At 64.6% G+C, this 24767-nt stretch carries 23 protein-coding genes and 1 tRNA gene; 17 read left to right on the top strand and 7 right to left on the bottom strand.

What is annotated here, in order from left to right:
• Window positions 1-10 precede the first annotated feature (10 nt).
• Window positions 11-607 (bottom strand): 4Fe-4S dicluster domain-containing protein, encoded by a 597-nt coding sequence (locus ACW5W7_RS02745; RefSeq protein ID WP_349921942.1) that lies wholly within the window; start codon window positions 605-607, stop codon window positions 11-13.
• Window positions 608-1225: 618 nt separating this feature from the next.
• Window positions 1226-1654: a TOBE domain-containing protein gene (locus ACW5W7_RS02740; RefSeq protein ID WP_456500693.1), complete on the bottom strand. Its 429-nt coding sequence runs from the start codon at window positions 1652-1654 to the stop codon at window positions 1226-1228.
• 314 nt (window positions 1655-1968) lie between these two features.
• Here ACW5W7_RS02740 and ACW5W7_RS02735 point away from each other — a divergent pair, with 314 nt between their 5' ends.
• From ACW5W7_RS02735 to hypB, 17 genes are all read left to right on the top strand, one after another.
• Window positions 1969-2619, top strand: coding sequence for a 4Fe-4S dicluster domain-containing protein (locus ACW5W7_RS02735; protein WP_456500692.1), 651 nt, complete (start codon window positions 1969-1971; stop codon window positions 2617-2619).
• The gene (gene hyfB / locus ACW5W7_RS02730) at window positions 2619-4523 is read left to right on the top strand and encodes a hydrogenase 4 subunit B (protein ID WP_456500691.1); all 1905 of its coding nucleotides are present in this window, start codon (window positions 2619-2621) and stop codon (window positions 4521-4523) included. The genes ACW5W7_RS02735 and hyfB overlap by 1 nt, the downstream gene beginning before the upstream one ends.
• 2 nt (window positions 4524-4525) lie before the next feature.
• Window positions 4526-5479: a respiratory chain complex I subunit 1 family protein gene (locus ACW5W7_RS02725; RefSeq protein ID WP_456500690.1), complete on the top strand. Its 954-nt coding sequence runs from the start codon at window positions 4526-4528 to the stop codon at window positions 5477-5479.
• A gap of 47 nt (window positions 5480-5526) precedes the next feature.
• Window positions 5527-7245, top strand: coding sequence for a hydrogenase large subunit (locus ACW5W7_RS02720; RefSeq protein WP_456500689.1), 1719 nt, complete (start codon window positions 5527-5529; stop codon window positions 7243-7245).
• Between the two features lie 9 nt (window positions 7246-7254).
• Window positions 7255-7788: a formate hydrogenlyase complex iron-sulfur subunit gene (locus ACW5W7_RS02715; RefSeq protein ID WP_456500688.1), complete on the top strand. Its 534-nt coding sequence runs from the start codon at window positions 7255-7257 to the stop codon at window positions 7786-7788.
• Complete coding sequence (locus tag ACW5W7_RS02710) at window positions 7785-8600, top strand: NADH-quinone oxidoreductase subunit B family protein (RefSeq protein ID WP_456500687.1); 816 nt, start codon at window positions 7785-7787, stop codon at window positions 8598-8600. The genes ACW5W7_RS02715 and ACW5W7_RS02710 overlap by 4 nt, the downstream gene beginning before the upstream one ends.
• On the top strand, window positions 8593-9006 hold the full coding sequence (locus ACW5W7_RS02705; RefSeq protein ID WP_456500686.1) for a formate hydrogenlyase maturation HycH family protein: 414 nt from the start codon (window positions 8593-8595) through the stop codon (window positions 9004-9006). Before ACW5W7_RS02710 ends, ACW5W7_RS02705 begins: the two co-directional genes overlap by 8 nt.
• Window positions 9006-9497: a hydrogenase maturation peptidase HycI gene (gene hycI, locus ACW5W7_RS02700; protein ID WP_456500685.1), complete on the top strand. Its 492-nt coding sequence runs from the start codon at window positions 9006-9008 to the stop codon at window positions 9495-9497. The genes ACW5W7_RS02705 and hycI overlap by 1 nt, the downstream gene beginning before the upstream one ends.
• 201 nt (window positions 9498-9698) lie before the next feature.
• A tRNA-Sec gene (locus ACW5W7_RS02695) sits at window positions 9699-9790 on the top strand.
• A gap of 198 nt (window positions 9791-9988) precedes the next feature.
• Window positions 9989-11458 (top strand): L-seryl-tRNA(Sec) selenium transferase, encoded by a 1470-nt coding sequence (selA, locus tag ACW5W7_RS02690; protein WP_456500684.1) that lies wholly within the window; start codon window positions 9989-9991, stop codon window positions 11456-11458.
• A 4-nt stretch (window positions 11459-11462) separates the two neighbouring features.
• Window positions 11463-13379: a SelB domain-containing protein gene (locus ACW5W7_RS02685; protein WP_456500683.1), complete on the top strand. Its 1917-nt coding sequence runs from the start codon at window positions 11463-11465 to the stop codon at window positions 13377-13379.
• Complete coding sequence (gene hypF / locus ACW5W7_RS02680) at window positions 13376-15754, top strand: carbamoyltransferase HypF (RefSeq protein WP_456500682.1); 2379 nt, start codon at window positions 13376-13378, stop codon at window positions 15752-15754. The genes ACW5W7_RS02685 and hypF overlap by 4 nt, the downstream gene beginning before the upstream one ends.
• 195 nt (window positions 15755-15949) lie before the next feature.
• On the top strand, window positions 15950-16201 hold the full coding sequence (locus ACW5W7_RS02675) for a HypC/HybG/HupF family hydrogenase formation chaperone (RefSeq protein WP_434667448.1): 252 nt from the start codon (window positions 15950-15952) through the stop codon (window positions 16199-16201).
• A complete protein-coding gene (hypD, locus tag ACW5W7_RS02670; RefSeq protein WP_456500681.1) occupies window positions 16195-17313 on the top strand; it encodes a hydrogenase formation protein HypD in 1119 nt (372 codons plus the stop codon). The genes ACW5W7_RS02675 and hypD overlap by 7 nt, the downstream gene beginning before the upstream one ends.
• Window positions 17310-18314, top strand: coding sequence for a hydrogenase expression/formation protein HypE (gene hypE / locus ACW5W7_RS02665; protein ID WP_456500680.1), 1005 nt, complete (start codon window positions 17310-17312; stop codon window positions 18312-18314). The genes hypD and hypE overlap by 4 nt, the downstream gene beginning before the upstream one ends.
• Window positions 18315-18346: 32 nt before the next feature.
• Window positions 18347-18688: a hydrogenase maturation nickel metallochaperone HypA gene (gene hypA / locus ACW5W7_RS02660; RefSeq protein ID WP_456500679.1), complete on the top strand. Its 342-nt coding sequence runs from the start codon at window positions 18347-18349 to the stop codon at window positions 18686-18688.
• A 1-nt stretch (window position 18689) separates the two neighbouring features.
• A complete protein-coding gene (hypB, locus tag ACW5W7_RS02655; RefSeq protein WP_456500678.1) occupies window positions 18690-19829 on the top strand; it encodes a hydrogenase nickel incorporation protein HypB in 1140 nt (379 codons plus the stop codon).
• Window positions 19830-19938: 109 nt separating this feature from the next.
• Here the strand turns inward: hypB and ACW5W7_RS02650 are convergent, their stop codons facing one another.
• From ACW5W7_RS02650 to ACW5W7_RS02630, 5 genes are read right to left on the bottom strand one after another with little or no spacing between them, the layout of a single operon-like run.
• Complete coding sequence (locus tag ACW5W7_RS02650; protein ID WP_456500677.1) at window positions 19939-20577, bottom strand: ATP-binding cassette domain-containing protein; 639 nt, start codon at window positions 20575-20577, stop codon at window positions 19939-19941.
• On the bottom strand, window positions 20577-21368 hold the full coding sequence (locus tag ACW5W7_RS02645; RefSeq protein ID WP_456500676.1) for an ATP-binding cassette domain-containing protein: 792 nt from the start codon (window positions 21366-21368) through the stop codon (window positions 20577-20579). The genes ACW5W7_RS02650 and ACW5W7_RS02645 overlap by 1 nt, the downstream gene beginning before the upstream one ends.
• A complete protein-coding gene (locus tag ACW5W7_RS02640; protein ID WP_456500675.1) occupies window positions 21362-22192 on the bottom strand; it encodes an ABC transporter permease in 831 nt (276 codons plus the stop codon). Before ACW5W7_RS02640 ends, ACW5W7_RS02645 begins: the two co-directional genes overlap by 7 nt.
• On the bottom strand, window positions 22182-23192 hold the full coding sequence (locus tag ACW5W7_RS02635) for an ABC transporter permease (protein WP_456500674.1): 1011 nt from the start codon (window positions 23190-23192) through the stop codon (window positions 22182-22184). The genes ACW5W7_RS02640 and ACW5W7_RS02635 overlap by 11 nt, the downstream gene beginning before the upstream one ends.
• Complete coding sequence (locus ACW5W7_RS02630) at window positions 23177-24760, bottom strand: ABC transporter substrate-binding protein (protein WP_456500673.1); 1584 nt, start codon at window positions 24758-24760, stop codon at window positions 23177-23179. The genes ACW5W7_RS02635 and ACW5W7_RS02630 overlap by 16 nt, the downstream gene beginning before the upstream one ends.
• Window positions 24761-24767 lie beyond the last annotated feature (7 nt).

Here is a 24767-nt window from a genome sequence, read left to right as displayed (position 1 = left end):
CCATCGCGTCTCAGCGTCCCAGCCCTGCCAGCATGGCTTCGGCACTGGCCAGCTGTTTCTGACGATTCAGGTTATCGAGACTCTGCGGGGTCACCAGACGCAGCGCCTGGGTGGGGCACACCTCGACACAGGCCGGGCCCGCCTCCCGGTGGTTGCAGAGATCGCACTTGAGGGCACGGGCCTTGGTCTGCGGCCGCTTGAACAGCGCATCGGCGGCCGGGGCCACCTCCTGCACCACCACCGTCATGGCACCGTACGGGCAGGCCACCGCACAGGATTTGCAGCCGATGCAGCGCGCCTGATAGACCTTGACATAACCATCCTCGGTGACGATGGCGTTGTTCGGGCAGGCCTTGGCGCAGGGCTTGTCCTCGCACTGGCGACAGAGCACCGGGGTGGTCACCTTGCTGCCGACGATGACTTTCAGGCGGGGTTGAAAATAGCTGTCCCTGGAAACCAGGTGCCCATCCTCGATGGCCAGGTGCAGGCCGCTCTCCCGCTCCAGGGTGCCACTGCAGGACCCAGACTGGTGTGACACGGCGCAGGCCACCTCACAGGTACGACACCCAATGCAGAGACCGGGATCGGCAATCACGAAGCTGTTCATAAAAGAGGGATCCTAAATGGTTCGATACCGCCGGCTGGATCCCCCAGGACCCGGCCGGTCATCCCACTAGGCATTAATCAGACCAAGTCAGGCCAATCCCGCGATAAAATCCACAACCAACTGAAAATAAAGGATTAACACCATCATGCCTGGCCCCTTGCCTAGCCCCATGATGCTGACGAGCGGGGAACAAGACTGTGATCGACACGACAAAAGTGACGAGCTCGACACCCAGAGCCTCCCCTCTCCATCGAATGGGCCGACCGCTCGCCGACACAGGGACGAGGCATTGATGGCATGGCAACAAGAGGGATAAAAACAGCCTGGGCAGCCACAGGAGGGGACAAGACGCTGACCACAGCGTTTAGTTTTACTATCCACCAACTCAGAGTCGTAAAGAAAAATAGAACAAAAAAACAGCCTGGATTGACCCTGCGATTGAGCAGAAACAACGGCTAGGCAGGCTACGCCTCTATTTTTTGGAACGTCGCTTTTGGCTCGGCTTATCCATCAAAGGCTCAGTCTCGTATCGCTGTGACGATTAAGGTGTCATTCGCCCGAAGGCAAACATGCTTAAAGCAGGCTATACGGGGTCTAGCCTGCTTGAGATGAGGATGATTACTGCTTGACTGCGAGCAGTACGGCGGAGGCTTTCACCAGCGCCAATACCCGAGCGCCGGCAACGAGTGTCATCTCTTCGCTGGCGTCGTTGGTGATGACCGAAGTCAGCTCAAAGCCGGCGTCCGTCTTCACCTGCACGGTGCTGTTGACCGCCCCCGGCTGCACCGCGCTGACGGTGCCCGGATATTGGTTGCGGGCGGAGAAGCGCAGCCCGCACTCTTCCGAGGCCAGCATGACCCAGGGGGCCTTGATCAAGGCGATCACCTCTTTGCCGACATTGAGCCCCAGCGCCTTCTGGCTGCTTGCCGTCACCACGGCCACCAGACTGGCGCCCCCCGCAAGGATGATTTCCACTTCATCGTTCACCGCCCCTGAGTTCACCGCAGAGACTTTTCCCTGTAACTGGTTTCGGGCTGATACGGCCATACAACACTCCTGTTTTGCTGGATTGGGGCACTCATCATGATCGTCTCTGACGGCATATTCAACCGGCACTGCCAAGCGCCACCATCACCACGGTGCAGCCCGGCTGTCTGTTTTTATCCCCTGTCGAGCGCCTCGTCACAAGTGACGAACGTCACACTTCGACACGGGCCCATGCTTCTCACCCTGCTGTGACAGCCAATAAAATCGCGATAAAAAACATAATCTTACTTTCATTTTACGCTGCAACCCCAAGCTGGCCCGCATTTTGCCAACCACCCCCTACTTTCTCCGTTCGCGACACGACAAGGTAGGCTATGAACCGCTTCGTTATCGCTGATCCCAAACTTTGTATCGGTTGTGGCACCTGTATGGCCGCCTGTTCCACCGTCCACAAGGCCAAGGGTTTGCAACAGGCCCCCCGATTAACCGTCATGCGACACGAGCAGGCCACCATGCCGGTTCAATGTCGTCACTGTGACGATGCCCCCTGCATCAAGGTCTGTCCGGTCGAGGCCATCGCCCAGACCGGCGATGCGGTGCAACTCAATGAGTCGCTCTGCATCGGTTGCAACCTCTGCGCCGTGGCCTGCCCGTTTGGCGCCATCCAGAGCGGCGGCAGCCGTCCGCTCGCCATGGCCAACAGCTATGACACCTATATTCCCTGCTCGGTACGCTCCAGCAACCCGGCCACCTCGGCGGGGCTGAGCTGCTTTGGGGAAGACTTGCTGAGCTGGGAGCCCGGCGTGCGATCCATTGCGGTCAAATGCGATCTCTGTGCGTTTCGCGAGGATGGCCCGGCCTGCATCGAAGCCTGCCCCTCCCAGGCCCTGAGCCTGGTCAACGACAGCGTCAGTGCCAAACAGGCCCAGACTCGTCGCCTGCAGGCGGTAGCGGCTCACCCCGAGCTGGCCTCCGCCTTTGCCACCGCGGCCCTGGCCGCCGACACCCGACAGGGAGAACGCTGATGTTGCCTTCATGGATCACGGGCATGTTGATGCTCTTTGCGCTGGGTGCCGCGGCGGGCTTCCTGCTGCAAAAACAGGGGGGGCTCGCCAATCGCCTCAATAGCGGTTTCGCCCTGCTGGGGTCGCTCGCCGGTGTGGTGGTCGCCGTGCAAGCCCTCGCCTTCGGCGAGACGATAGACGGCCAGCTCTGGCTGCTGGGCTCGGTACACCTCGGCTCTTTTTATCTGGACACGCTGGCCGCCCTGATGCTGCTGGCGGTCACCCTGGTGGGCACCGCGGTCTCCCTCTACTCCTTTGCCTATATCAAGGAGTACGAGGGCAAGGGGGATGTCACCATCGGCGTGCTGATGAACCTCTTCCTGCTCGCCATGACCGGCATGGTGCTGGCCGACAACGCGCTGGGCTTTTTGCTCTGCTATGAACTGGTGACGCTGACCAGCTACTGGCTGGTCAAGACCAACCCGGCCGCCGCCAAACAGAGTCGGCTTTACCTTGTGATGAACCACATCGGCATGGTGCTGGTGCTCGCCACCTTCTGGCTGCTCTGCCAGCGTAGCGGCAGCCTGGAGTTCAGCGTCCTGCGCGAGCAACACCTGGCCGGGCCCCTCGCCTCTTTGGTGTTCCTGCTCAGCTTCTGCGGCTTTGGCCTGCGCGCCGGTTTCGTGCCCCTGCACGGCTGGCTGCCGGTGGCCGAACCGGTTGCCCCCTCCCATATCTCGGCGCTGATGTCCGGGGTCATGGTGAAGCTCGGTCTGTTTGGCATCTTGCGGGTCGGCATCGATTTTCTCGGTGCCAGTCAGCTCTGGTGGGGCTACATGGTGCTGATCTTCGGCGCCAGCTCGGCGGTGCTCGGGGTGCTGTTTGCGCTCGCCGAGCACGATCTCAAGCGCCTGCTCGCCTACCACACGGTAGAGAACATCGGCATCATCCTGATGGGGATGGGGATCGGCATGATTGGTCTTGCGAGCCAGCAACCGACCCTGGTGGTGCTGGGGCTGCTCGGGGCGCTCTATCACCTGCTCAATCACGCCATCTTCAAGAGCCTGCTGTTCATGGGCACCGGCTCTGTGATGTTCCGCCTGCACACCCGTGACATGGACAAGATGGGGGGGCTGGCCAAGCTGATGCCCTGGACGGCACTGGCGTTTCTCATCGGCGCCATGGCCATCTCGGCGCTGCCGCCACTGAACGGCTTCGTCAGCGAATGGTTCATCTATCAGTCCCTGATCACCATGACCAGGCTCGGCACCTCCATCGTCGCCCCCCTCGCCGTGGTGATGCTGGCGGTGACCGGCGCCATGGCGGTGATGTGCTTCGTCAAGGTGTACGGCATCTGCTTTAGCGGCGCACCGCGCAGCGAAAAAGCGAGCCAGGCCCGGGAAGTGCCGGGTGCCATGGTAGCGGGGACCCTGCTGCTGGCCGCGGTCTGTCTGGTGCTGGGCCTCGGCGCCCCCTGGATTGCCCCCCTGGTCAACGGCTACGGCCAGGCCCTCGTTACCGCTCACCTGGCAAGTTCAGTGACCAGCACGGTGGCAACCGGTGCGACCCTGATCCCGCTCGATAACAGCCAGGCGATCCTCTCCCCGCCGGTCATTGCCATCACCTTGTTCGGCCTCTTCCTCATCCCGCTGCTGGTACTGGCCCTGTTCAAGGGACCCAAGCCGGGTCGCCGTCACGCCGGTACACCCTGGGCCTGTGGTTACGCCTACGAGGAGCGCATGAGCCTCACCTCGGGGGGCGTCACCCACACCCTGCGCCGCCTCTGTGCACCGCTCTATCGCAAGCAGCCGAGCCTGGATCTCGCCAGCGCCCTGACCGGGGTGAGCGAGGCCCCCTCCCGCACGAGCCTGGTGCTGCATGCCCTGGTGCTGGTGCTCTTTATCCTGATGGCCGTAGGAGTCTGATCATGGCTGTTCTTGAAATGCCGAGCTGGGGCATGGTGGCCCTCGCCCTCACCCAGGCCCTCGCCATGTTGGCCCTGGCCCCCCTCGCCACCGGTTTCAACCGCGTGCTGCGGGCCAGGATGCACTCGCGCCAGGGGCCGGGACTGCTGCAGGATTACCGGGATATCGCCAAGCTCCTGCGTCGCCAGGAGGTGACCCCGGAGCCCGCTGGCATCATCTTCAACCTGACCCCCTCCCTGCTCATCGCGGCGTTGCTGCTGGTGGCCATGGCACTGCCGACCCTGACCCGGGAGTCCCCCTTCCCCATCGCCGGGGATCTCATCACCGATATCTATCTGTTCGCCATCTTCCGCTTCTTCTTCTCCCTCTCCGGGCTCGACAGCGGCAGCATGTTTGCCGGGATGGGTGCCCGCCGCGAGCTGACCCTCGGCATCCTGGTCGAACCCATACTGGTGCTCTCCTGCTTCGTCATGGTGATGATGGTGGGCAGCTCGGATCTCGGTAACATCAGCACCTATGTGGCGACCCAGCCCCTGGCCGCGCCCATCGCCACCCTGCTGGCGGGAGCCGCCTGCGCCTTCGCGGTCTTCGTGGAGATGGGCAAGCTGCCCTTTGACTGCGCCGAGGCCGAACAGGAGCTGCAAGAGGGGCCGCTGACCGAATACTCGGGAGCCGGGCTCGCCCTGTTCAAGCTCGGCATCGGCCTCAAGCAACTGGTGGTGGTACAGCTCTTCCTCGCGATCTTCCTCCCCTTTGGCAAGGCGACCGGCGACAGCCTGCCCGCCCTGGCGATGGCCGCGCTCATCCTGCTGTGCAAGCTGGTCATCGTCTTCACCCTCGCCGGCATCATCGAAAACGCCATGGCCCGCACCCAGTTCGTGCGCACCCACAGGCTGACCCGCTATGGCTTAGGGATAGCCCTCCTGGCCCTGCTCGCCTACCTGGTCGGAGTCTGAATCATGGCCGCCTTCCTCCCTTTTTCCGCTTTTAACGAGACAACAGCATGACCATCGCCATCTCAGATCGCATCGGCCGCGACTATATCCAGCAGTTGCGACAGCAACTGCCCCACGCCATCACCGACGAGCAGTGGCAAACCGCCGATCAGGCCACCCTCACCGTCAAACCCACGGATCTGGTGGCCCTCACCAGCATCTTGTTCCACAAACTCGGCGGCTGGCTGTCGGTCTCCTTTGCCAATGACGAGCGCAGCCTGAACGGCCACTTCGCGGTCTATCACGTCTTCTCCATGGAGGCCGAGACCAAGAGCTGGATCACCGTCAAGGTACTGGTCAACGCCATCGAGCAGGAGTACCCCTCCATCACCCCCACCATACCGGCGGCGGTCTGGGGGGAGCGGGAGATCCGCGACATGTACGGCCTGCGCGCCGTCGGCCTGCCGGACGAGCGTCGGCTGGTACTGCCGGATGACTGGCCCGACGACATTCATCCCCTGCGCAAGGACGCCATGGACTATCGCCAGCGCCCCATGCCCACCACGGAGACCGAGACCTACCCCTTCGTCAACGAGCTCGGCAGCGATGCCAACCGCATCGTGCCGGTAGGGCCGCTGCACATCACCTCGGACGAGCCGGGTCACTTTCGGCTGTTCGTCGATGGTGAGGACATCATCGACGCCGACTATCGGCTGTTCTATGTCCACCGCGGCATGGAGAAGCTGGCCGAGACCCGCATGGGCTACAACGAGGTGGCGTTTCTGACGGATCGGGTGTGCGGCATCTGCGGCTTCACCCACAGCGTCGCCTACACCACCTCGGTGGAGAACGCCATGGGTATCCCGGTGCCGGAGCGGGCCAAGATGATCCGCGCCGTGCTGCTGGAGGTCGAGCGCCTGCACAGCCATATCCTCAACATCGGGCTCTCCAGCCACTTCACCGGTTTCGATACCGGCTTCATGCAGTTCTTCCGGGTGCGGGAAAAATCCATGACCCTGGCCGAACTGCTCACCGGCGCCCGCAAGACCTATGGCCTCAACCTCATCGGCGGGGTGCGCCGGGACATCTTCAAGGAAGATCGCATCAAGGGTGCCCAGCTGGTGCGCGAACTGCGTGATGAGCTCAAACCCCTGGTGGCCATGCAGCTCGACACCGCCAACATCTCCTCCCGTCTGGTGGGGGTGGGCAAGCTGGACCCGCAAGTAGCGCGGGATTTCAGCTGCGTCGGCCCCATGGTGCGGGCGAGCGGCTTCAAGCGCGACGTGCGCCGGGTCCACGATTTTGCCGCCTACCGGGAACTCCCCATGGAGATCCAGAGCCTCGCCGGTTGCGACGTGCAATCCCGGGTGCTGGTGCGCATCCACGAGCTCTACGACTCCCTGGACATGATTGAGTTCGGCCTCAACCACCTGCCGGAAGGCCCGCTGCTCACCGAGGGCTTCACCTACCAGCCGGGCAAGTTTGCCCTGGGCTTCACCGAGGCCCCCCGGGGGGAGAACGTGCACTGGAGCATGACCGGCGACAACCAGAAGCTGTTCCGCTGGCGCTGCCGCGCCGCCACCTACGCCAACTGGCCGGCCTTGCGCTACATGCTGCGGGGCAACACGGTGGCGGATGCGCCCCTCATCATCGGCAGCCTGGATCCCTGCTACTCCTGCACCGACCGGGTCACCCTGGTCGACCCGAAGAAGGGCAAGTCCACCGTGGTCTCCTACAAGGAGATCGAACGCTACGGCATCGACCGCAAGCACTCTCCGCTCAAATAAGGGGTCACCATGATCAAGCTGTTCAAGACCATCCTCAAGGCGGGCACCCCGGTGGCGAAATACCCCTTCGCCCCCTTCGAGGTGAACCGGGACTTTCGCGGCAAGCCCGAACACCAAGCGGATCAGTGCATCGCCTGCGCCGCCTGCACCAAGGCCTGCCCGGCCAACGCCCTCATCATGGAAGTCGACATGGAGAGTGGCGAGCGACGCTGGGAGCTCTCCATGGCGCGCTGCATCTTCTGCGGCCGCTGCGAGGAGGTGTGCCCGACCCACGCCATAACCCTCTCCCCGAATTTCGAGCTGGCGGTAACCAACAAGGCCGATCTCTATGAGGAGGCCCGCTTCCCCCTGGCCCCCTGCGAGCTGTGCGGCACCTTCTTCGCCCCCGCCAGACTCGTCGCCCTGGTGGAAGATACCCTCGCGCAAGCGGCCAAGCCGCTGGCCTACCCACAGCGGTTGCACCACTGCCCCGAGTGCAAACGCAAACAGAGCATGCTGCATCAACCGATCCGGCCGGATGCCCAACAGGAGTGGATGAAATGAGCCAAATCAAAGGCATAGAACCGGTCGTCGGCGATGCCCATAGCCGGGCCGTGCCGCTCGCGCAGGATCCCGAGCTCGCGCGCCTCAAGAAAACACTGCTCAAAGACATTCGCCGATCGGCCTACGTCTACCGGGTGGATTGCGGCGGCTGCAACGCCTGCGAAATCGAGATCTTCGCCACCATCACCCCAGTGTTCGATGCCGAGCGTTTCGGCATCAAGGTGGTCGCCTCCCCGCGCCACGCCGATATTTTGTTGTTCACCGGCGCCGTGACCCGGGCCATGCGGGTACCCGCCCTGCGCGCCTATGAAGCCGCCCCGGATCCCAAGATCTGCATCGCCTACGGCGCCTGCGGCTGCGACGGCGGCATCTTCCACGATCTCTACTGCGTCTGGGGCGGCACCGACAAGATAGTGCCGGTGGATGTCTATATCCCCGGCTGTCCCCCCACCCCGGCGGCGACCATCTACGGCTTCGCGGTGGCGCTGGGTCTGCTCGAGCAGAAACTGAAGGCCACCAGCCACGAGGTCAAACCGGGCGAGCGGGTCGAACTGCGCCACACCGGCATCCCGAGCGAGATCCGGGTGATGATAGAGCGGGAGGCGCGCCGCATGGCGGGCTACCGTCAGGGGCAGATCATCGCCGATGAGTTCATGGCGCTGCTCGAAGGCGCGACCCAGCAAGACGTGGACCTGCGCATCCAGGGCTATCTGCAACAGCACGACGACCCACGCCTCTCCGAGATCGTCAACAACCTGGCGAGCGCCTGCCTCAACCGGGGTGCGGGCAAGAGAGAGGTCGCCCATGGCTGATCAGGTCTTCTTCTATCGCCTCTCCCGCAAGTTCGTGGACGAACAGTTCGACGTGCCCGAGGAGGCGAAAGAGGTGATGTACTACAGCCTCGCCATCGGCCACCACCTTGGGGTCGTCGACTGCCTGCGCGCCGATCTCACCTGCCCTCTGGCGGGCTATCGGGACTGGGTAGGGAAACTGCCGGCGGGCAGCGAGGCAAGGCGCAAGATGGAGGGCTTTCTCACCTTTGGCGAGATCACCGTCTATCGCGATCACTGCCACATGCTGGCCTGCGCCTTCGACCGGCTGCGCAAGGCCGAAGGGCTGCTCGACGAGCAGGAGCTGGGCTGGACCGACACCTTCATGGACCAGCTCACCGCCCTCTATAACGATCCCCATATGTACCTGATGGTAAGGAGCCGCTGATGGGCTGCAATCTTGTGTTGACCGTGGGCAATACCATGATGGGGGACGACGGTGCCGGCCCTTATCTGGCGGAAAAGTTGCAGGCAAGCCCCCTGCCCGGTTGGGAGATCATCGACGGCGGCATCGCGCCGGAGAACATGGTGCATCGGGTGCGGGCGCTGCAACCGGATCGCATCGTACTGGTGGACGCCGCCGAGATAGGCGAGAAGGCGGGCACCCTTAAGGTGATCCCCCCCGACACCATTGCCGACATGTTCATCTTCTCGACCCACAACATGCCGCTCAATTTCCTCATCGACGAGCTGAAGACCTTCGTACCCGAGGTGATCTTCGTCGGGGTGCAGCCGGCCATCGTCGCGTTCTCCTTCCCCATGACCGAGATGGTGAGCGGCGCCATGGATTATCTTCACCAGCATCTGGACGCGGCCCAGGATACGGCGCGATTAATAAAACGCTTTGCCCAATGGAATATTCAAAATAGCGAGAAATAAAGCCCGGCGCACTATCAAAAATAATTCTCACTTCATTTCACCCCAGCCTGTTGCGACAATAAAAACTTCGGGCTAACTGCGCCATGTTTGATATAAAACAACGCTTGTGGAGATACATGGAAAAATGGCCGAATAACGGGATTTCATGACCAAAAAAGCGTTGCCAGTCACAAAAAAGTGCCACAAAATGGCGGCCTCAGTGGAAGTTGATGGGGTCTGGTGGCCCTCCCGGTCTTCAAAACCGACGTGAGCCGAGAAGGCTTTGGCAGGTTCGATTCCTGCCTCTTCCGCCACTTTTTATATATTGGATGAATAGACGACACACCGCTTGCTAATATAATCCGACGAATACTCCTCTTAACCTGATTCAATTATCCAGACTGGATGTTTATTGATTTTGGGTAAGAAGCGTCATCGCGGAAATAACCGACTCCTTCGGTCAAGTTATCGGTCAACCGGTGTGCCTTCGTCAGCACAATCCGGGTAACTCCATGCCGAACCAGCCTCAGGCGCCAGCCACCGACCATCAATGCACGCCCTCCCAGCCGCAGGCTAACTGTCGCCTGCCCCAGGTGGAGCAGTTGCTGCAACAAGCCTTTCTCGCCCCCTATATCGCATCCTTGAGTCGTCCCCTGGTGACCCAGGCGGTGCGCGATACCTTGAACGACCTGCGCCAGCGCGAGGGCTTTCGCACGACTGGCATGAACCCCGCCAGCCTGGAGGCGCAGATCGTCGCCCGCTGCCAGCGCCTGGTGCGCCAGCGCCAGACCCGGATCATCAACGCCACCGGCACCCTGGTGCACACCAATCTGGGGCGCTCGCCGCTCAATGCCCAGCTGTGGGACGAGGTGCGTGAACTCAACACCGGTTACAACAACCTGGAACTGGATCTTGCCACCGGCAAGCGCGGTGGGCGCAAGGGGCTGATCGCCCCCCTGCTCGCCAGCCTGACCCAGGCCGAAGATTCCCTGGTGGTGAACAACAACGCCGCCTCCCTCTTCCTGCTGCTGCAAGAGATGGCCAAGGGGCGCGAGGTGATCGTGTCGCGGGGCGAGCAGATCCAGATCGGCGGCGGCTTTCGCATCCCGGACATACTCGCCCTCTCCGGCGCCACCCTGGTCGAGGTGGGTACCACCAATATCACCACGGCGAAAGATTACCTCGATGCCATCACGGATCAGACGGCCCTGGTGCTGATGGTGCACAGGTCGAACTTCGCCATTCGCGGCTTCACCGAATCCCCCGACATCGGCGAGGTGGCCCGCGCCCTGCCGGATCACATCGTGCTGGCGGTGGATCAGGGCTCCGGCCTCACCACCGAGACCTTCGCACCGGACGAGACCTCGGTGCGCCAGTACCTCAAGGCGGGGGCGGATCTGGTCTGCTACTCCGGCGACAAGCTGCTGGGGGGACCCCAGTGCGGCATCATCGGCGGCCGAGCCGACCTCATCAAGCGGCTGGAAAAACACCCCATGATGCGCACCTTCCGCCCGAGCCGCATCGTCTACTCCCTGCTCGAGCGCTTGCTCATCCACAAGCTCAACAAGTCTCCGACTGGCGAAGGGGTCGCCCAGCGCACCCTCTCGGATCCTGCCGCCATGCAGGAGCGGGCCGAGCGACTGATGGGCGCCCTGCCCGGTTGCTTCGTGCAGGTACAGGCCCAGCTGGTGGTGGGGGGCGGCACCTTGCCGGACGAGTTCTACCCCGCCCCGGCGCTGGCCTGCCTCGACCCTCGCCCCGCCCAGCAGCTGCTCGACGCCCTGCGGGCATTGCCGGTGCCGGTGATCGCCACCGTGCGCCAGCAGCAAGTGCTGCTCAACATGGCCTCCTTGCTGGAAGAGGATATGGAGGTGCTGATTTCCCAGTTGAAAACGCTGATAAATGCCGTTCAATGCAATGAAAACACCACAGAATCGTCCCAGGCCAGCCATCCCCTGAGCATCTCGAACGAGGCACGCTGATCCCATGAGCTCCTATCGCGCCGTCATCGGCCTCGCCGGCCACGTGGATCATGGCAAGACCCTGCTGATCCAGGCTCTCACCGGCATCATCACCGCCCGCGCCCACGAGCAGGCCATCGGCATGACCCAGGATCTCGGCTTCGCCCACTTCGACGACGGGTTGGGCAATACCATAGGGGTCATCGACGTGCCCGGTCACGAGCGTTATGTGCGCAACATGGTGGCGGGGCTCTGGAGCCTGGATCTGGTGCTCTTGGTGATTGCCGCCGACGAGGGCTGGATGCCCATGACCGGCGATCACCTGCGCCTGCTCAAGGCCATGGGGGTGCCGCGCCTGCTGGTGTGCATCAACAAGTGCGATCTGGTGAGTCCGGTTGAGCTGGCCCAACTGGAAGAACAGTTGCTGGAGCGGGTGATGGACGAGAGCGGCATGGTGCCGGACATCGTCTGCGTCAGCGCCAAGAGCGGCCATAACATAGGCATGCTGCACACCGCCATCGTGCGCCAGCTGGCGGATGTGGCAGCAGTGCAGGCCGCCCGCGAGCAGCTGCCCCCCCGCCTCTATGTGGACAGGGTCTTCACCGCCAGCGGCACCGGCACCGTGCTCACCGGCACCCTGCAGCAGGGGTGCCTGCGGGTGGGGGACAAGCTGCGCCTTTACCCCGCTGGCCGTGAGGTGCAGGTGCGCTCCCTGCAGGCCTATCACCGACAGGTCGACGAGATTGGCGCCGTCTGCCGGGTGGCGGTGGGGCTTAAAAAAGTGCCCCACAAGGAGGTGGCTCGCGGCCACTGCCTCGCCAGCGCCAGCGGGCACTGCCTGGGTGGCGAGGATGGCCCCGCCGCCGCGACCCAGCTCATCGTGCGACTCGAGGAGGATGCTCGGCCGGTGCGAGAGCGGCGCAACCGGGAGGTGGAAGTGGCCCTCGGCAGCTGGCACGGCCGTGCCCAGCTGGTCTATCTTCGCGCCGCCGAGGCCGATGACCAGCCCGAGCTGGCGCGCCTTCGCTTTGCCAGCCCCCTTCCCTGCTTCTTCGGCCAGCCCCTTGCCATCATCCGCCACGGCAGCAGCGAATTGCTGCACGGCGCCCGCATACTCTGGTGCGGCGACGTTCATCCGGCCAGGCGCAGGGCGCTGCACCATCTGCTGCGAGCCCTGCCCCGGGATCTCGCGGGCCACAGCCCCGCCCGCTTGCAACTGGCGCTCAGCGGGCATGCCCTCGCCAGCGCGTTCGATGCCCTGCCCCCGGATGCCGAGCCTCTGGGGGAGTGGGTCGTCAACCCGGGCTGGCTTGCAGATGCCCTCACGGCCGTGGAAAACGCCCTCGATACCGAACCCATGAGCGCTGCCGAGCTGGCCAACCGGTTGCAGGTAGCCCCGGCCCTGATCGGCTTGCTGCTGCAACGGCTCAAGGGAGCGCAGCGTATTCGCCTGCACCACGACAAGTGGCAACGGGGCGATGGCGAGTCGGAAGATGATCTCGGGGAAGAGGCGCTGCTGGTGCTCAAACTGGTGCGAGATCAAGGCAAGGAGGGCTATGAGCCCGGTAAACTGGGCCCCGGCGGCGTGGCCATAGACCCCGTGCTCAAGCTGCGCCTGCCACAGGGTTTGCAACAAAAGGGCGCACTGCCGAAGCAGTTGCGCAATCTGGCGAGACTCAAGTACCTGGTACAGCTGGAAGGCCCCATCTACTACGATGCCGCGCTCTATCAACAGATGGTTCAGGCCGTGCTGGCAGGCCAGCAGGTGGGGGATCTGATCGACATGGGATCACTGAAAGAGAGAGTCGGGCTGTCGCGCAAATACGCCATCCCGTTCTGCCTTCGCATGGAGATGGATGGCTGGCTCAGGCGGGAAGAGAACGACCGGCGGGTACTGCGCCTGCCCGCGAACGCGCCGCGACCTTGCGAGGCGCAGCCATGAGTCAGCAGCCAGACACGTCCCGCCTGCGCCGCGAGTTTCACCTCGACGGCATCGTGCAGGGGGTGGGGTTTCGCCCCTTCGTCTATGGTTTGGCCCTGCGTCACGGCCTCACCGGCTATGTGCTCAACGACGCCAACGGTGTCACCATCGGGGCCGAGGGTGCCCCCCAGGCGCTGGCCGCCTTTGCCCGTGAGCTACGGGAGCTGGCGCCACCGCTGAGCCGCATCGACCACTTCGGTGAGCGGGCGCTTTCCCTTGACGATGACCCCGACTACGACGGCGCCTTTCATATCCGGGCCAGCGAGCAGCAAAGCGCCGCCACCGTCGCCATCTCGCCGGATCAGGGGATGTGCGAGGCCTGCGCCCGGGACATCGCCAATCCGGCGGATCGCCACCATCGTTACCCCTTCACCAATTGCACCCACTGCGGCCCGCGCTACACCATCATCCGCCGTCTCCCCTACGACAGGCCCCACACCGCCATGGCGAATTTCGCCATGTGTCCGCACTGCGCTCGCGCCTATGAGGATCCACTGGACAGGCGCTATCACGCCCAGCCGGTGAGCTGCCCCGCCTGTGGCCCGCAGCTCACCTGGCGTGCAGGCAGCGGGGATGCCCTGGCCGAGCGAGAGGATGCCCTGCAAGCGGCCGCCCGGGCCCTGCAGGCCGGTCAGCTTGTCGCGGTCAAGGGGATGGGGGGCTATCACCTGATGTGCGATGCCCGAAACGAGCAGGCCGTGGCACGGCTGCGCCGACTCAAACGCCGCGAGCGCAAGCCGCTGGCGGTGATGATGGGCTCTCTCGACGAGGCCAGGTTGCACGTGGATGGCGGCGCAGAAGAGTGGGCACTGTTCAGCTCCCAGCCCAGACCCATCACCTTGCTTTGCAAGAAACCATCGAGTGAGCAGCCCGCCAGGACGCTGCCACTGGCCGAGGGCATCGCCCCCGGCATCCCCTATCTTGGCGTCATGCTGCCCTACACCCCCCTGCACCAGTTGCTGCTGGAGGCCTGCGCCATCCCACTGGTGGCCACCAGCGCCAATGGTCGCGGCAGCCCCATTCTCATCGCGGGCGAGGCGGTGGTTGCCGAGATGGGTCCCCAGATAGACGGTATCCTGGATCACGATCGCCCCATCCTGCACCCCTGCGACGACAGCCTGGTGCAGTGGGCGGGGGGACGGCAGCAGACCCTGCGGCTGGCCCGCGGTTACGCCCCCAGCACCCCCAGCCTGAAGGAGGCGGTACAGCAATCCGTGCTGGCGGTGGGGGCCCAGCAGAAGAATCAGCTGGCGCTCGCCTTCGGTCGCCAACGGATCTACAGCCCCTATATCGGGGATCTGCACAGCCTGCCGATGCAGCAGCACTTCGAGCAGACCCTGGAGACCTTCCGCACCCTCTACGACCTCAAACCCAGTACCCTGGTATCGGACCGCCACCCCGGTTATCTCAGCCATCGGTGGGCCAAAGACTATTGCGCGGCAGAGGGGGCGACTCACCTCGAGGTGCAACACCACCACGCCCATTTGCTAGGGGTGATGGCGGAGCACGATATGACAGGCCCTGTGCTGGGCTTTGCCTTCGACGGCACCGGCCTGGGTGACGATGGCACCCTCTGGGGGGGCGAGCTGCTGCTCGCCGACGTGCGAGGATTTGAGCGCCTCGCCCACCTCAAGCCATTTCGGCTGATCGGCGGCGAGGCTGCCATCCGCAAGCCGGTGCGCCAGCTGCTCGGCCTGCTGTTCGAATCCCTGTCGCCCGATGAGATAGTCGCCCTCGGCATTCCGGCGATCAATCAACTGCCCGCAGAACAAATCAGCAATCTGCACCAGCTCTGGCGCCTGGGCCGCAATGCCCCCCATACCAGCTCCATGGGCCGGCTGTTCGATGCCGTGGCCGCCCTCTTGGGGCTCATCGACACCCCGGATTACGAAGGGGAAGCCGGGCTCTTGCTGGAGGCGGCGGCCCTGCGCCTCACCCCGGATGCCGAACCCTGGCCCCTGCATTTTGCAATCACCGAACAGGCCGGCTGCCCCTTGCAGATCGACTGGACGCCGCTCATTGCCGAGTTGCTCGGGCAGCGCAATGAAGTACCGGTGGCGAACCTCGCCGCCGGCTTTATCCACGCCATCGCTGAGCTTGTGACCGCCCTGGCCGCACGCTTCCCCGCCCATCCGGTGGCGCTGGGGGGCGGCGTCTTCCAGAATCGCGTGCTGATGGACTGGCTAATCCCCCACCTCGACGCAGCCGGGCGCGAAGTCTTGACCAGCCAGACCCTGCCCCTCAACGACGGCGGCATCGCCGCGGGCCAGCTCTGGTTTGCCATCCATCATCTTGCGCAAGGGCCCTGCGCCCTGCCCGCCGTGTCGGAGTCCTGAATCCATGCCCTTTCCTGCCCACGGCGACAAGCGCCAGCCTTGGCTTGCCACCTCTCATCTTGCAGCACAGAAAGGTGCTGCCGTGTCGGAGTCCTGAATCCATGCCCTTTCCTGTCCCCGGCGACAAACGCCTGCCTTGGCTTGCCCCCTCTCATCTTGCAGCACAGAAGGGTGCTGCCGTGTCGGAGTCCTGATATGTGCCTTTCCATTCCCTCCCAGGTGGTGCAACTGCACCCCGAAGATAACTGCGTCACCGTCGACACCCTGGGGGTGCAGCGGCGGGTCAGCTGCATGCTGCTCGAGGAGCCGCTGGCGCTCGGGGACTATGTGCTGCTCCACATCGGTTTCGTGATGAGCAAGATTGACGAAGACGAAGCCCAGGCGAGCCTCGAGAGCTTCCGCCAGATGGTGGCCCTGATGCCAAAGCAGGACATACTGCCATGCTGAGCCTGAACGATCTGTTCCAGGGTTTTCGTGAGCCCCAGGTGATCCGCGCCCTCGCGGCCCAGATCACCGAGCTTGCAAAGGATTTGCCCGAACCCCTGAGGGTGATGGAGGTCTGCGGCGGCCACACCCACACCATCATGAAGTACGGCCTGCCCCAGCTGCTGCCCGAGTGCATCGAATTCGTCCACGGCCCCGGCTGCCCGGTCTGCGTGATGCCGAAAGAACGCATCGATCAGGCCATGGAGCTGGCCGCCCAGCCGGGCGTCATCCTGGTGACGCTCGGCGACATGATAAGAGTGCCGGGCTCCAAGGGCTCCTTGGCCCAGCAGCGGGCCAAAGGCAGCGATATCCGCCCCGTCTATGACCCCCTCGATGCCCTGAGGATCGCGAAGGAGAACCCGGACAACACCGTGGTGTTCTTCGCCATCGGCTTCGAGACCTCCACCCCCATGACGGCGGCGCTGCTGGCAGCCGCCGAGACAGCCGGGGTGACCAACCTGCTGTTTCATATCAACCATGTGCTGGTACCCCCCGCCATTCACGCCGTCATGGCCGACGGGGTCGCCAAGGTCAACGCCTTCATCGGCCCCTCCCACGTCAGCGTCATCACCGGCGCCGACATCTATCTGCCGATCGTCGAGCGCTACCAGGTACCCGTGGTGGTGAGCGGCTTCGAGCCGGTGGACGTGATGGAGGCGATCTTGATGATGGTGCGCCAGAAGGTGGAGGGGCGCTGCGCCCTCGAGGTGCAATACAGCCGCGCCGTCACCGCCCACGGCAACCGCGCCGCCCAGCGCCTGGTCGAACACTATTTCGAGACCCGGGAGCACTTTCGCTGGCGCGGGCTCGGGGACATCAACGCCTCCGCCCTGCGCCTGCGGGACGCCTTCGCCGCGCGGGATGCGGAGCGTCATTTCTCCCTCAACCAGACTCCCATCGACGATCACAAGGCGTGCCAGTGCGCCGACATCCTGCGCGGGCTCGCCAAGCCGCACCAGTGCAAGGTCTTTGGCCGGGGCTGCACCCCGACCCAGCCCATGGGCAGCTGCATGGTGAGCTCGGAGGGGGCCTGCAACGCCTACTACCGCTATATGGGGATCCAATCAGCATGAGAGAAATTCAACTTAGCCACGGCGGCGGCGGCGTGGAGATGAACCAGCTGATCAACCAGCTGTTCTTCCGCCATTTCGGCAACGAGATCCTGCTGCGCGGCGAAGACGCCGCCCTGCTGCCGGTCAGCGGCCCCGTCGCCTTCACCACCGACAGCTTCACCGTCTCCCCGCTCTTTTTCGCCGGTGGCGACATCGGCAAGCTGGCCATCGCCGGCACGGTGAACGATCTCGCCATGATGGGGGCCAAACCTGAATACCTGAGCGCCAGCTTCATCATCGAGGAGGGCTTCCCCTACGCCGATCTCGCTCGCATCGTCGAGTCCATGGCGTTGGAGCTCACCAAGAGCGGCGCCCGCATCGTCTGCGGCGACACCAAGGTGGTGCCAAAAGGTGCAGCCGACAAGATCTTCATCAACACCAGCGGGGTCGGCAGCTTCCCCTGCCCCGAGCAGAGCCGGGGTATCTCGGTGCGAAATATCCAGGCCGGGGATGCCATCCTGGTGTCGCGGGATATCGGCAGTCACGGCGCCTGCATCCTGATGGCCCGCGATGCCCTGCAGCTTGGCTCCTCACTTCAGAGCGACTGCACCACCCTCTGGCCCCAGGTGGAGGCCCTGCTTGCGGCAGATATTCGCCCCCACGCCCTGCGCGATGCCACCCGAGGGGGCCTGGCCGCCGTGCTCAACGAATGGAGCAGCGCATCCGGCGTTGCCATCGAGCTGGAGGAGTCCGCCATCCCGGTGTGCGACCCGGTGCGCGGCCTGTGCGAACTCTACGGCTTCGAGCCCCATGATCTCGCCAACGAGGGCACCATGGTGCTGGCCCTGCCCGCGGCGCAGGCCGATGCGGCCCTGGCGCTGCTGCGAACATTCAACCCTTCCGCCAGCCAGATAGGCCAGGTCAGGGAGAGCGCCCAGCACAAGGTGATCCTGAACAACCCCTGGGGCAGTCGCCGCTATCTGGAGCTGCCACAGGGGGAACTGCTCCCCCGGATCTGCTGAGCCATGGCCCATCACCATAAGGAGTGCTGAACATGCACGAGATGTCTCTGGCCATGGCGGCCATCGATCTGGCGGCCGAGCAGGCCACCCAGCGGGGCTTTAGCAAGGTCACCGCCCTCTGGCTCGAGGTCGGCAGCTTCTCCTGCGTCGACCCGGACACCATCGCCTTCTGTTTCGAGGCCGCCGCCAAGGGCACCCCCGTCGAGGGCGCCCGCCTTCATTTTCAACACCAGGCCGCCGAGGGCTGGTGCTATGACTGCAGTCAGACGGTCGTGCTCACCGAGCGTGGCCAACCCTGCCCCCATTGCGGCGGCTACAAATTACGAGTCGCGCAGGGAGACAGCCTGCGCATCACCGACATCGAGGTAAGTTGATATGTGCAGCGTATGCGGATGCGGCCAGGCGCGCATTGCCGGCCAGGAGCCAGACAGTCATCATCACGAGCATGAACAGGATCACGAACATCATCATGCTCACCCCCACGTCCATCATCATGCCCACCCCCATCACCATGGGCACGACCATCATCATGAACACCACCACGGCCACCCGGGGCGCGCGCATGACGAGGGACATGGTCAGCAGGAAGCCCGCACCCTGATCATCCATCACCACTATCACCATCAGGGGGACGTGCACCACCACTACCACGGCGTCCGTGCCGAGTTCGCCGCCCCCCGGCCATCCGGCAGCGGGTCGGCTCATGACCATCACCACGGGCATCATGATCACGACCACCACCACGCAGATGAGCACGCTCACTCCCATGAGCATGAGCATGAGCATGAGCATGAGCATGAGCATGAGCATGAGCAGGGTGATCTGCACTACGGCCGCGGGGAAGCGGGGCTGTCGGTGCCGGGCATGGGTCAGCGCCAGCTGATCGCCATCGAGATGGATGTGCTGGCCAAGAACAATGCCCTTGCCGCCCACAACCGGGAACATTTCGAAGCCGCCAACCAGTTGGTACTGAACCTGGTGTCGAGCCCGGGCTCGGGCAAGACCACCCTGCTGTGCGAGACCCTGAGCCTGCTTTCTGGCAAACGTCACTGCGCCGTCATCGAGGGGGATCAGCAGACAAGCAGCGATGCGGATCGCATCCGTGCCACCGGGGTACCCGCCGTGCAGATCAACACCGGCAAGGGCTGCCACCTGGACGCCAGGATGGTGCACGACGCCTGCCACCAGCTGCCCGTGAGCGAAGGGGGCATCCTCTTTATCGAGAACGTGGGCAACCTGGTCTGCCCCGCCAGCTTCGATCTCGGCGAGAAGTACAAGGTCGCCATCCTCTCGGTTACCGAGGGGGAAGAGAAGCCCCTGAAATACCCGGACATGTTCGCCGCCGCCCAGCTGATGATCATCAACAAGACCGACCTGCTGCCCTATGTCAGCTTCGATCTCGCGCGCTGCATCGAGAACGCCAAACGGGTGAACCCCTATATCCAGGTGATCCAGCTGAGCGCCACCACAGGGGAAGGGATGGACGCCTGGCTAGGCTGGCTGGCCAGCGCCTGAGTCCCCGCCGGGCGGGCCTGCGATGATGGCATGGCCCTTGCGGCGGATAACCGGATAAAAGGAGGGAGGCCGATGCCTCCCTCTTTTTATTCGTGACAGTACAAGATGCTCAGGCAGCATCATCTGACAGCATGTTGAACGCCTCATCTCGTCCCTCGCCGGGGTAGATCACGCGATGACACACCTGTTGCAGCAGTGCCTGCTGGTGGCTGAATACCAGGATGCCGAGCCCGCGAGTCTCGCACTCCCGGATCAGCTCCTGCCAGAGCTGGCGCTGGATGCGGGGATCGAGCTGGGCGGTTACCTCGTCGGCGACAAGCAGCCGGGTGCGGGGATCCAGGGCCCGCAACAGGGCGATGCGCGCCAGTTCGCCGCCGGAGAGCTGACCCGGCTTTCTGGATAGCCACTCGGGGTTCACCAGAAAACGCGCCAGCATGGCTTCGTCCTGTTGCCACACATCCCAGAGGGACTGGCCGGTGCTGCGGCGCGGGTTGAAGCAGAGCTCCGGGTGCTGGGGCACCAGTTGCACCGGGTTGTACCCCCGTGCAGGGAGCGGCTCCCCGTCCAGCCGAACCCGGCCAGGGTCTGCCAGGGGTTGCCAGCCCGCCAGCACCCGCCCCAGAGTTGTCTTGCCAAAGCCGCTCGGTGCGGAGAGGCCGAGCCGCTCACCGGCCTTGATCCTCAACGTCAACCCCTGCCAGAGGGTGCGCCCCCCTTGCTCAATGGCCAGATCCTCTACCTCGAACATCAGCACGCCTCCGGCCGGGTCGGGAACAAGGAATGGAACTCCGGCAGCGCCTGCCAGTGAGCCCGCAAGGTCGCGCTGCCCTGCCCGGCCCTGAGCTGCTGGCAACTCAGGGTGTCGCTCACCCGCCCTTGATGGAGCAGGACGATGCGATCGGCAAAGCGCGCCGCCATCGCCAGATCATGGGTGATCCAGAGGATACCGGTGCCCTGCTCGGCGAGCTCACGGAGCTGGCCAAGCAGCGCACAGGCCAGCCCCTCGTCCAGCCAGGCGGTGATCTCGTCCGCCAGAATGAAGCGAGCGCCGCCGAGGGCCGCGGTGCAGGCCAGGATGCGCTTGGCCATGCCACCCGAGAGCTCGCGGGGGTAGTTGTCCAGCACGACGGCGGGCAGCCGGTAGCGTGAAAGCTGCTGGCCGAGCCGCTCGCGGGCGCCGCTCTGGCCCGCGAGCCGGGCGGCGCGGCCGAGCTGGCGCTCCACCGTCAGCAAGGGGTTGAGGGCACTCACTCCCTGGGGCACATGGCAGAGGGTGTGGCCGCGCAGGCGGGCTAGCCCGGCCTCGCACAGGGGCTCACCATCCAGGGCGATGCGCCCGCTCCTTCGCAGGTTGTCCGGCAGCAGGCCGAGGGCGCTTTGCAACAGCAGGCTCTTGCCCTCGCCGCTCCCCCCCACCAGGGCGAGGATTTCGCCGGGGGCCAGGGTGAGGTCTATCTCCCGCAGCAAAGGCCGCCACTGACGGCGGCCCAGCCAGTTGTAGTGGGCCGCCTCTATGGTTACGCGCTCGAAACTCAGCATCGCCGGCTCACTCCTACTCCCTCGCCCCCGAACCACAGTGCCTGCAGGGCGCGGGTGGCCTGATCGAACAGCAGTACCAGCACCAAGAGCATCAGCCCTGGGAAGAGCGCCAACCACCAGCCACCGCTGGTCAGGTAGCGCAGGGCATCCGCCAGCAGGAGGCCGAGAGACGCCTCGTGGGCCGCGAGGCCAAATCCCAGGAAGCTCAAGGCGGCGCTGTGCAGCACCGCGTGGGGGAACATCAACAGCGTCCCGATGAACCACTGGGGCAGGAGCCCGGGCAGCAGGTGGGTGCACCAGCGCCGAAGCGGCCCCATCCCCTGACAACGGGCCAACACCACGTAATCACTGCAGGCGATGCGTCTGGCCTCGGCCCGCAGGATCAGGGCGAGCTTGGGCCAATGGGTCAGGGCCACCGCCAGGATCACCCCTCGCAGCCCGCCGCCCAGGGTGAAGCAGATGAGGATCAGCAGCAGCATGTGGGGCAGCGCCAGCATGGCATCGATCGCCAGTCGCACGGCCGCATCGAGCCTCGGGTGCAGCAGACAGAGGCTGGCGGCCAGCATGGCCAGCAGGCCGCTGCACAGGGCCGTGCTGATCCCGAGCTCCAGACTGGTGAGGGTGCCCTGGAAGGCGCGCAGCCAGAGATCCCGCCCCATCTGATCGGTACCAAACCAGTGCGCGGCAGAGGGTGCCTGCTGGCGGGCCAGCAAGTTCATGGGCACCTCCTGCCCCGCCAGGTGCCAGCCATAGCCGGCGAGCAGACCCAGGATCAGCAGCGCAAACAGCAGACGCAACAAGGAAGGGAACGGATTAAACAGCATGACGCCCCTCCCAGCCCCGGTTCATCCGGGCCAGCAGCCAGCGGGCCAGGGTGTTGCCCATGAACACCAGCAGGGTGCAGAACAGCACTATGCCCATCAGCAGGGGGATGTCCCCCTTGAGCCCCGCATCCACGGTCGCCTGACCGAGCCCCGGATAGGCGAACACCTTCTCCGCCAGGAGCGACCCGCCGATCAGCTCCCCGAGGGAGGCAAATTGCAGGCACAGCGCCGGGGTCAGGGCGTGGCGCAGCACGTGAAAACGCAGCATGGGCCAGCCGTCGTCCCCCTGGGCACGGGCGTAACGGATGAAATCGCTCTCCAGTACCTCGGCCACCCGCTCCCGGGTATGCAGGGCGATGTTGCCCATCCCGAGCAGGGCGAGCGTGGTCATGGGCAGCACCAGATGGCGTGCCCGCAGCAGCCAATCCGCCTCGTCGGCGGGCAGGCCGGGGGTCCAGGCGCAGCAGACCGGCAGCAAGGGCCAGTGCACCGCATAGAGGGCCAGCAGCAAGAGGCCGACCCAGAAGGTCGGCAGGGAGGCGAGCAGGTAGGCCAGGCGGCAGATGAGCCTGTCCGGCCAGCGGTTGAGATAGCGCCCGGCACACAGGCCGAGCAGGACCCCCAGGGTGCCGGAGAGCAGCCAGGCCCCCGCCAGCAGGGCGAAGGAGGCGGCGAAACGGGCACCGATCACCTCGGTAACGGGGGCGTTGTAGAGCATGGAGTAGCCCAGATCCCCCCGGATCACCTGGCCGAACCAGTGCCAGTAGCGCAGCCACAGGGGCTGATCCAGCCCCCAGCGGGCGGCGATGCGGGCGTACTGCTCGGGAGGCACATGCAGCAGATCGTTGCCGATGTAGGCCTTGATGGGGTCGATGGGTGAGTGGCTCAGCAGCACGAAACAGGCCAGCGACACCAGCGTGAGCAAGCATGCCAGCCGCAGCAGGGTCTTACCCAGGCTCAGGATCATCATCCGCCGGGGGTGGCCTAGGAGCAGGTCCATCGCCAATCCTGCAGATTGTTGAGCAGGGACCAGCTACCGTGGATCTCCGGCGCGCTCTTGCCCAGATCGATGCAGCCGTTAGCCAGATAGGTGTGCTGCACGTTGATAAGCCAGGCCCAGGCGGCATCCCCCTGTACCCCGGCTCCAGTCTTGCCATCCCACTCCACCTGCTGCCAGAACGGCACCGCCGCCTGCCAGGTGGGGGCATCCAGGGCCTGCTTGAGGTGGGCATCAACGGCGGCATTGCGGTAGTAACCCGGGTTGTAGAACTCCACCCCGGCGGCGCCGCTCTGGTAGTGGTGATAGAGCTCCATGGGATCCAGGCTCCCCCAGCCCATCATCACCGGGTTGGCGTGCATGGCCCGTTCCACCTGCTCCCAGCTGCCGGATTTGAGGCTCACGTCGATGCCGATGGGGGTGAGCATGGCGCGCACCGCTTCCGCCAGATCCCGCCGGGTGCTGTCACCACCGGGATACCAGAGGGTGAAGGCGGCGCGCAGATCCCCCTTGTGGCGCACCCCGTCGTTGCCCATCCTCCAGCCCGCCGCATCCAGCAAGGCATTGGCATGGGCCGGGTCCCCATCCTTGAAGGCAACCGCGGGGTTGTACCAGGGCAACCCCTGCACCGCGCTGTAGGAGGGGATGGCGTGCCCTTCGAGCAGTTGATCCGCCAGCAGCTTGCGGTCGATGGCATAGTTGATGGCCCGGCGCAGGGCCACATCCGAGGTGACGTCGTTGCCGACGGGATTGCCCCGGGCGTCCTTGCCCCCTGCCGCCTGCACGGGGAAGACGATGCCCCGGTTCTCCACGCTCGGGCGCACCCAGAGCTTGAGGGCCGCGGGCACGGTGGGCGCCAGGGCCGGGGGAATGCGCACCAGATCGAGCTGACGGCTCTGGGCCGCCGCGTAGGCGCTCTCCTCATCGATGAAGACGAACACCAGCCGCTTGAAGTCGTTGTGACCACCGGCGTAATAGGGGTTGGCCTCCACCACCAGTTGCTGCCCCGGCAAATAGCTCACCAGCCGGTAAGGGCCCGCCCCGACGGGGTGGCGGGCATACGCCTTGGGATCGTAATCCCGCTTCGAGACGATGCCGAGGGATCCCAGCACGTTGACGAAGGTGCTCTGGGGGGCGCTAAGGCGGATGCTCACCTCGGTGGGAGAGACGACCTCGGCCTTCACGAAGTTGCCCATGTCTATCTTGCCGCCTCCCTGGGCTGCACTGTTGTAGGTGAAGGCGACATCCTCGGCCGCAAGTGGCGCGCCGTTTGAAAATTTGAGATCCGGCTTCAAGCGGATGCGCCAGCCCTTGCCATCCTTGCTCGGCTCCACCGACTGGGTCAGCACATTGTCCCAGCCAAGATCCGCCTTCTGTTTGAGCAAGGGGCTGTGCAGCAGCAGATAACTGCCGTGGCTCCAGCCGAGCAGGGGATCGAAGCCCTCGGTGGGCTCGGCCCCGATGGCGAGCTTGAGCTCAGCGGGCACGGTCTGGGCGGCGGCGCTTTGCACCCCGCTCCCCAGCAAGAGAGCCAGCCACAGGGCTGTGCCCAGGGGGCGAATAGTCATCATGTTGATC

The organism is Aeromonas intestinalis, from assembly GCF_054052485.1.
The sequence above is the reverse complement of the archived record's forward strand: the minus strand, read 5'-3'. Positions and strand labels throughout refer to the sequence as shown.

Coding starts and splice junctions, on each gene's coding strand:
- ACW5W7_RS02745 (WP_349921942.1), bottom strand. CDS start 607: ATGAACAGCTTCGTGATTGCCGATCCCGGTCTCTGCATTGGGTGTCGT.
- ACW5W7_RS02740 (WP_456500693.1), bottom strand. CDS start 1,654: ATGGCCGTATCAGCCCGAAACCAGTTACAGGGAAAAGTCTCTGCGGTG.
- ACW5W7_RS02735 (WP_456500692.1), top strand. CDS start 1,969: ATGAACCGCTTCGTTATCGCTGATCCCAAACTTTGTATCGGTTGTGGC.
- hyfB (WP_456500691.1), top strand. CDS start 2,619: ATGTTGCCTTCATGGATCACGGGCATGTTGATGCTCTTTGCGCTGGGT.
- ACW5W7_RS02725 (WP_456500690.1), top strand. CDS start 4,526: ATGGCTGTTCTTGAAATGCCGAGCTGGGGCATGGTGGCCCTCGCCCTC.
- ACW5W7_RS02720 (WP_456500689.1), top strand. CDS start 5,527: ATGACCATCGCCATCTCAGATCGCATCGGCCGCGACTATATCCAGCAG.
- ACW5W7_RS02715 (WP_456500688.1), top strand. CDS start 7,255: ATGATCAAGCTGTTCAAGACCATCCTCAAGGCGGGCACCCCGGTGGCG.
- ACW5W7_RS02710 (WP_456500687.1), top strand. CDS start 7,785: ATGAGCCAAATCAAAGGCATAGAACCGGTCGTCGGCGATGCCCATAGC.
- ACW5W7_RS02705 (WP_456500686.1), top strand. CDS start 8,593: ATGGCTGATCAGGTCTTCTTCTATCGCCTCTCCCGCAAGTTCGTGGAC.
- hycI (WP_456500685.1), top strand. CDS start 9,006: ATGGGCTGCAATCTTGTGTTGACCGTGGGCAATACCATGATGGGGGAC.
- selA (WP_456500684.1), top strand. CDS start 9,989: ATGCCGAACCAGCCTCAGGCGCCAGCCACCGACCATCAATGCACGCCC.
- ACW5W7_RS02685 (WP_456500683.1), top strand. CDS start 11,463: ATGAGCTCCTATCGCGCCGTCATCGGCCTCGCCGGCCACGTGGATCAT.
- hypF (WP_456500682.1), top strand. CDS start 13,376: ATGAGTCAGCAGCCAGACACGTCCCGCCTGCGCCGCGAGTTTCACCTC.
- ACW5W7_RS02675 (WP_434667448.1), top strand. CDS start 15,950: ATGTGCCTTTCCATTCCCTCCCAGGTGGTGCAACTGCACCCCGAAGAT.
- hypD (WP_456500681.1), top strand. CDS start 16,195: ATGCTGAGCCTGAACGATCTGTTCCAGGGTTTTCGTGAGCCCCAGGTG.
- hypE (WP_456500680.1), top strand. CDS start 17,310: ATGAGAGAAATTCAACTTAGCCACGGCGGCGGCGGCGTGGAGATGAAC.
- hypA (WP_456500679.1), top strand. CDS start 18,347: ATGCACGAGATGTCTCTGGCCATGGCGGCCATCGATCTGGCGGCCGAG.
- hypB (WP_456500678.1), top strand. CDS start 18,690: ATGTGCAGCGTATGCGGATGCGGCCAGGCGCGCATTGCCGGCCAGGAG.
- ACW5W7_RS02650 (WP_456500677.1), bottom strand. CDS start 20,577: ATGTTCGAGGTAGAGGATCTGGCCATTGAGCAAGGGGGGCGCACCCTC.
- ACW5W7_RS02645 (WP_456500676.1), bottom strand. CDS start 21,368: ATGCTGAGTTTCGAGCGCGTAACCATAGAGGCGGCCCACTACAACTGG.
- ACW5W7_RS02640 (WP_456500675.1), bottom strand. CDS start 22,192: ATGCTGTTTAATCCGTTCCCTTCCTTGTTGCGTCTGCTGTTTGCGCTG.
- ACW5W7_RS02635 (WP_456500674.1), bottom strand. CDS start 23,192: ATGGACCTGCTCCTAGGCCACCCCCGGCGGATGATGATCCTGAGCCTG.
- ACW5W7_RS02630 (WP_456500673.1), bottom strand. CDS start 24,760: ATGATGACTATTCGCCCCCTGGGCACAGCCCTGTGGCTGGCTCTCTTG.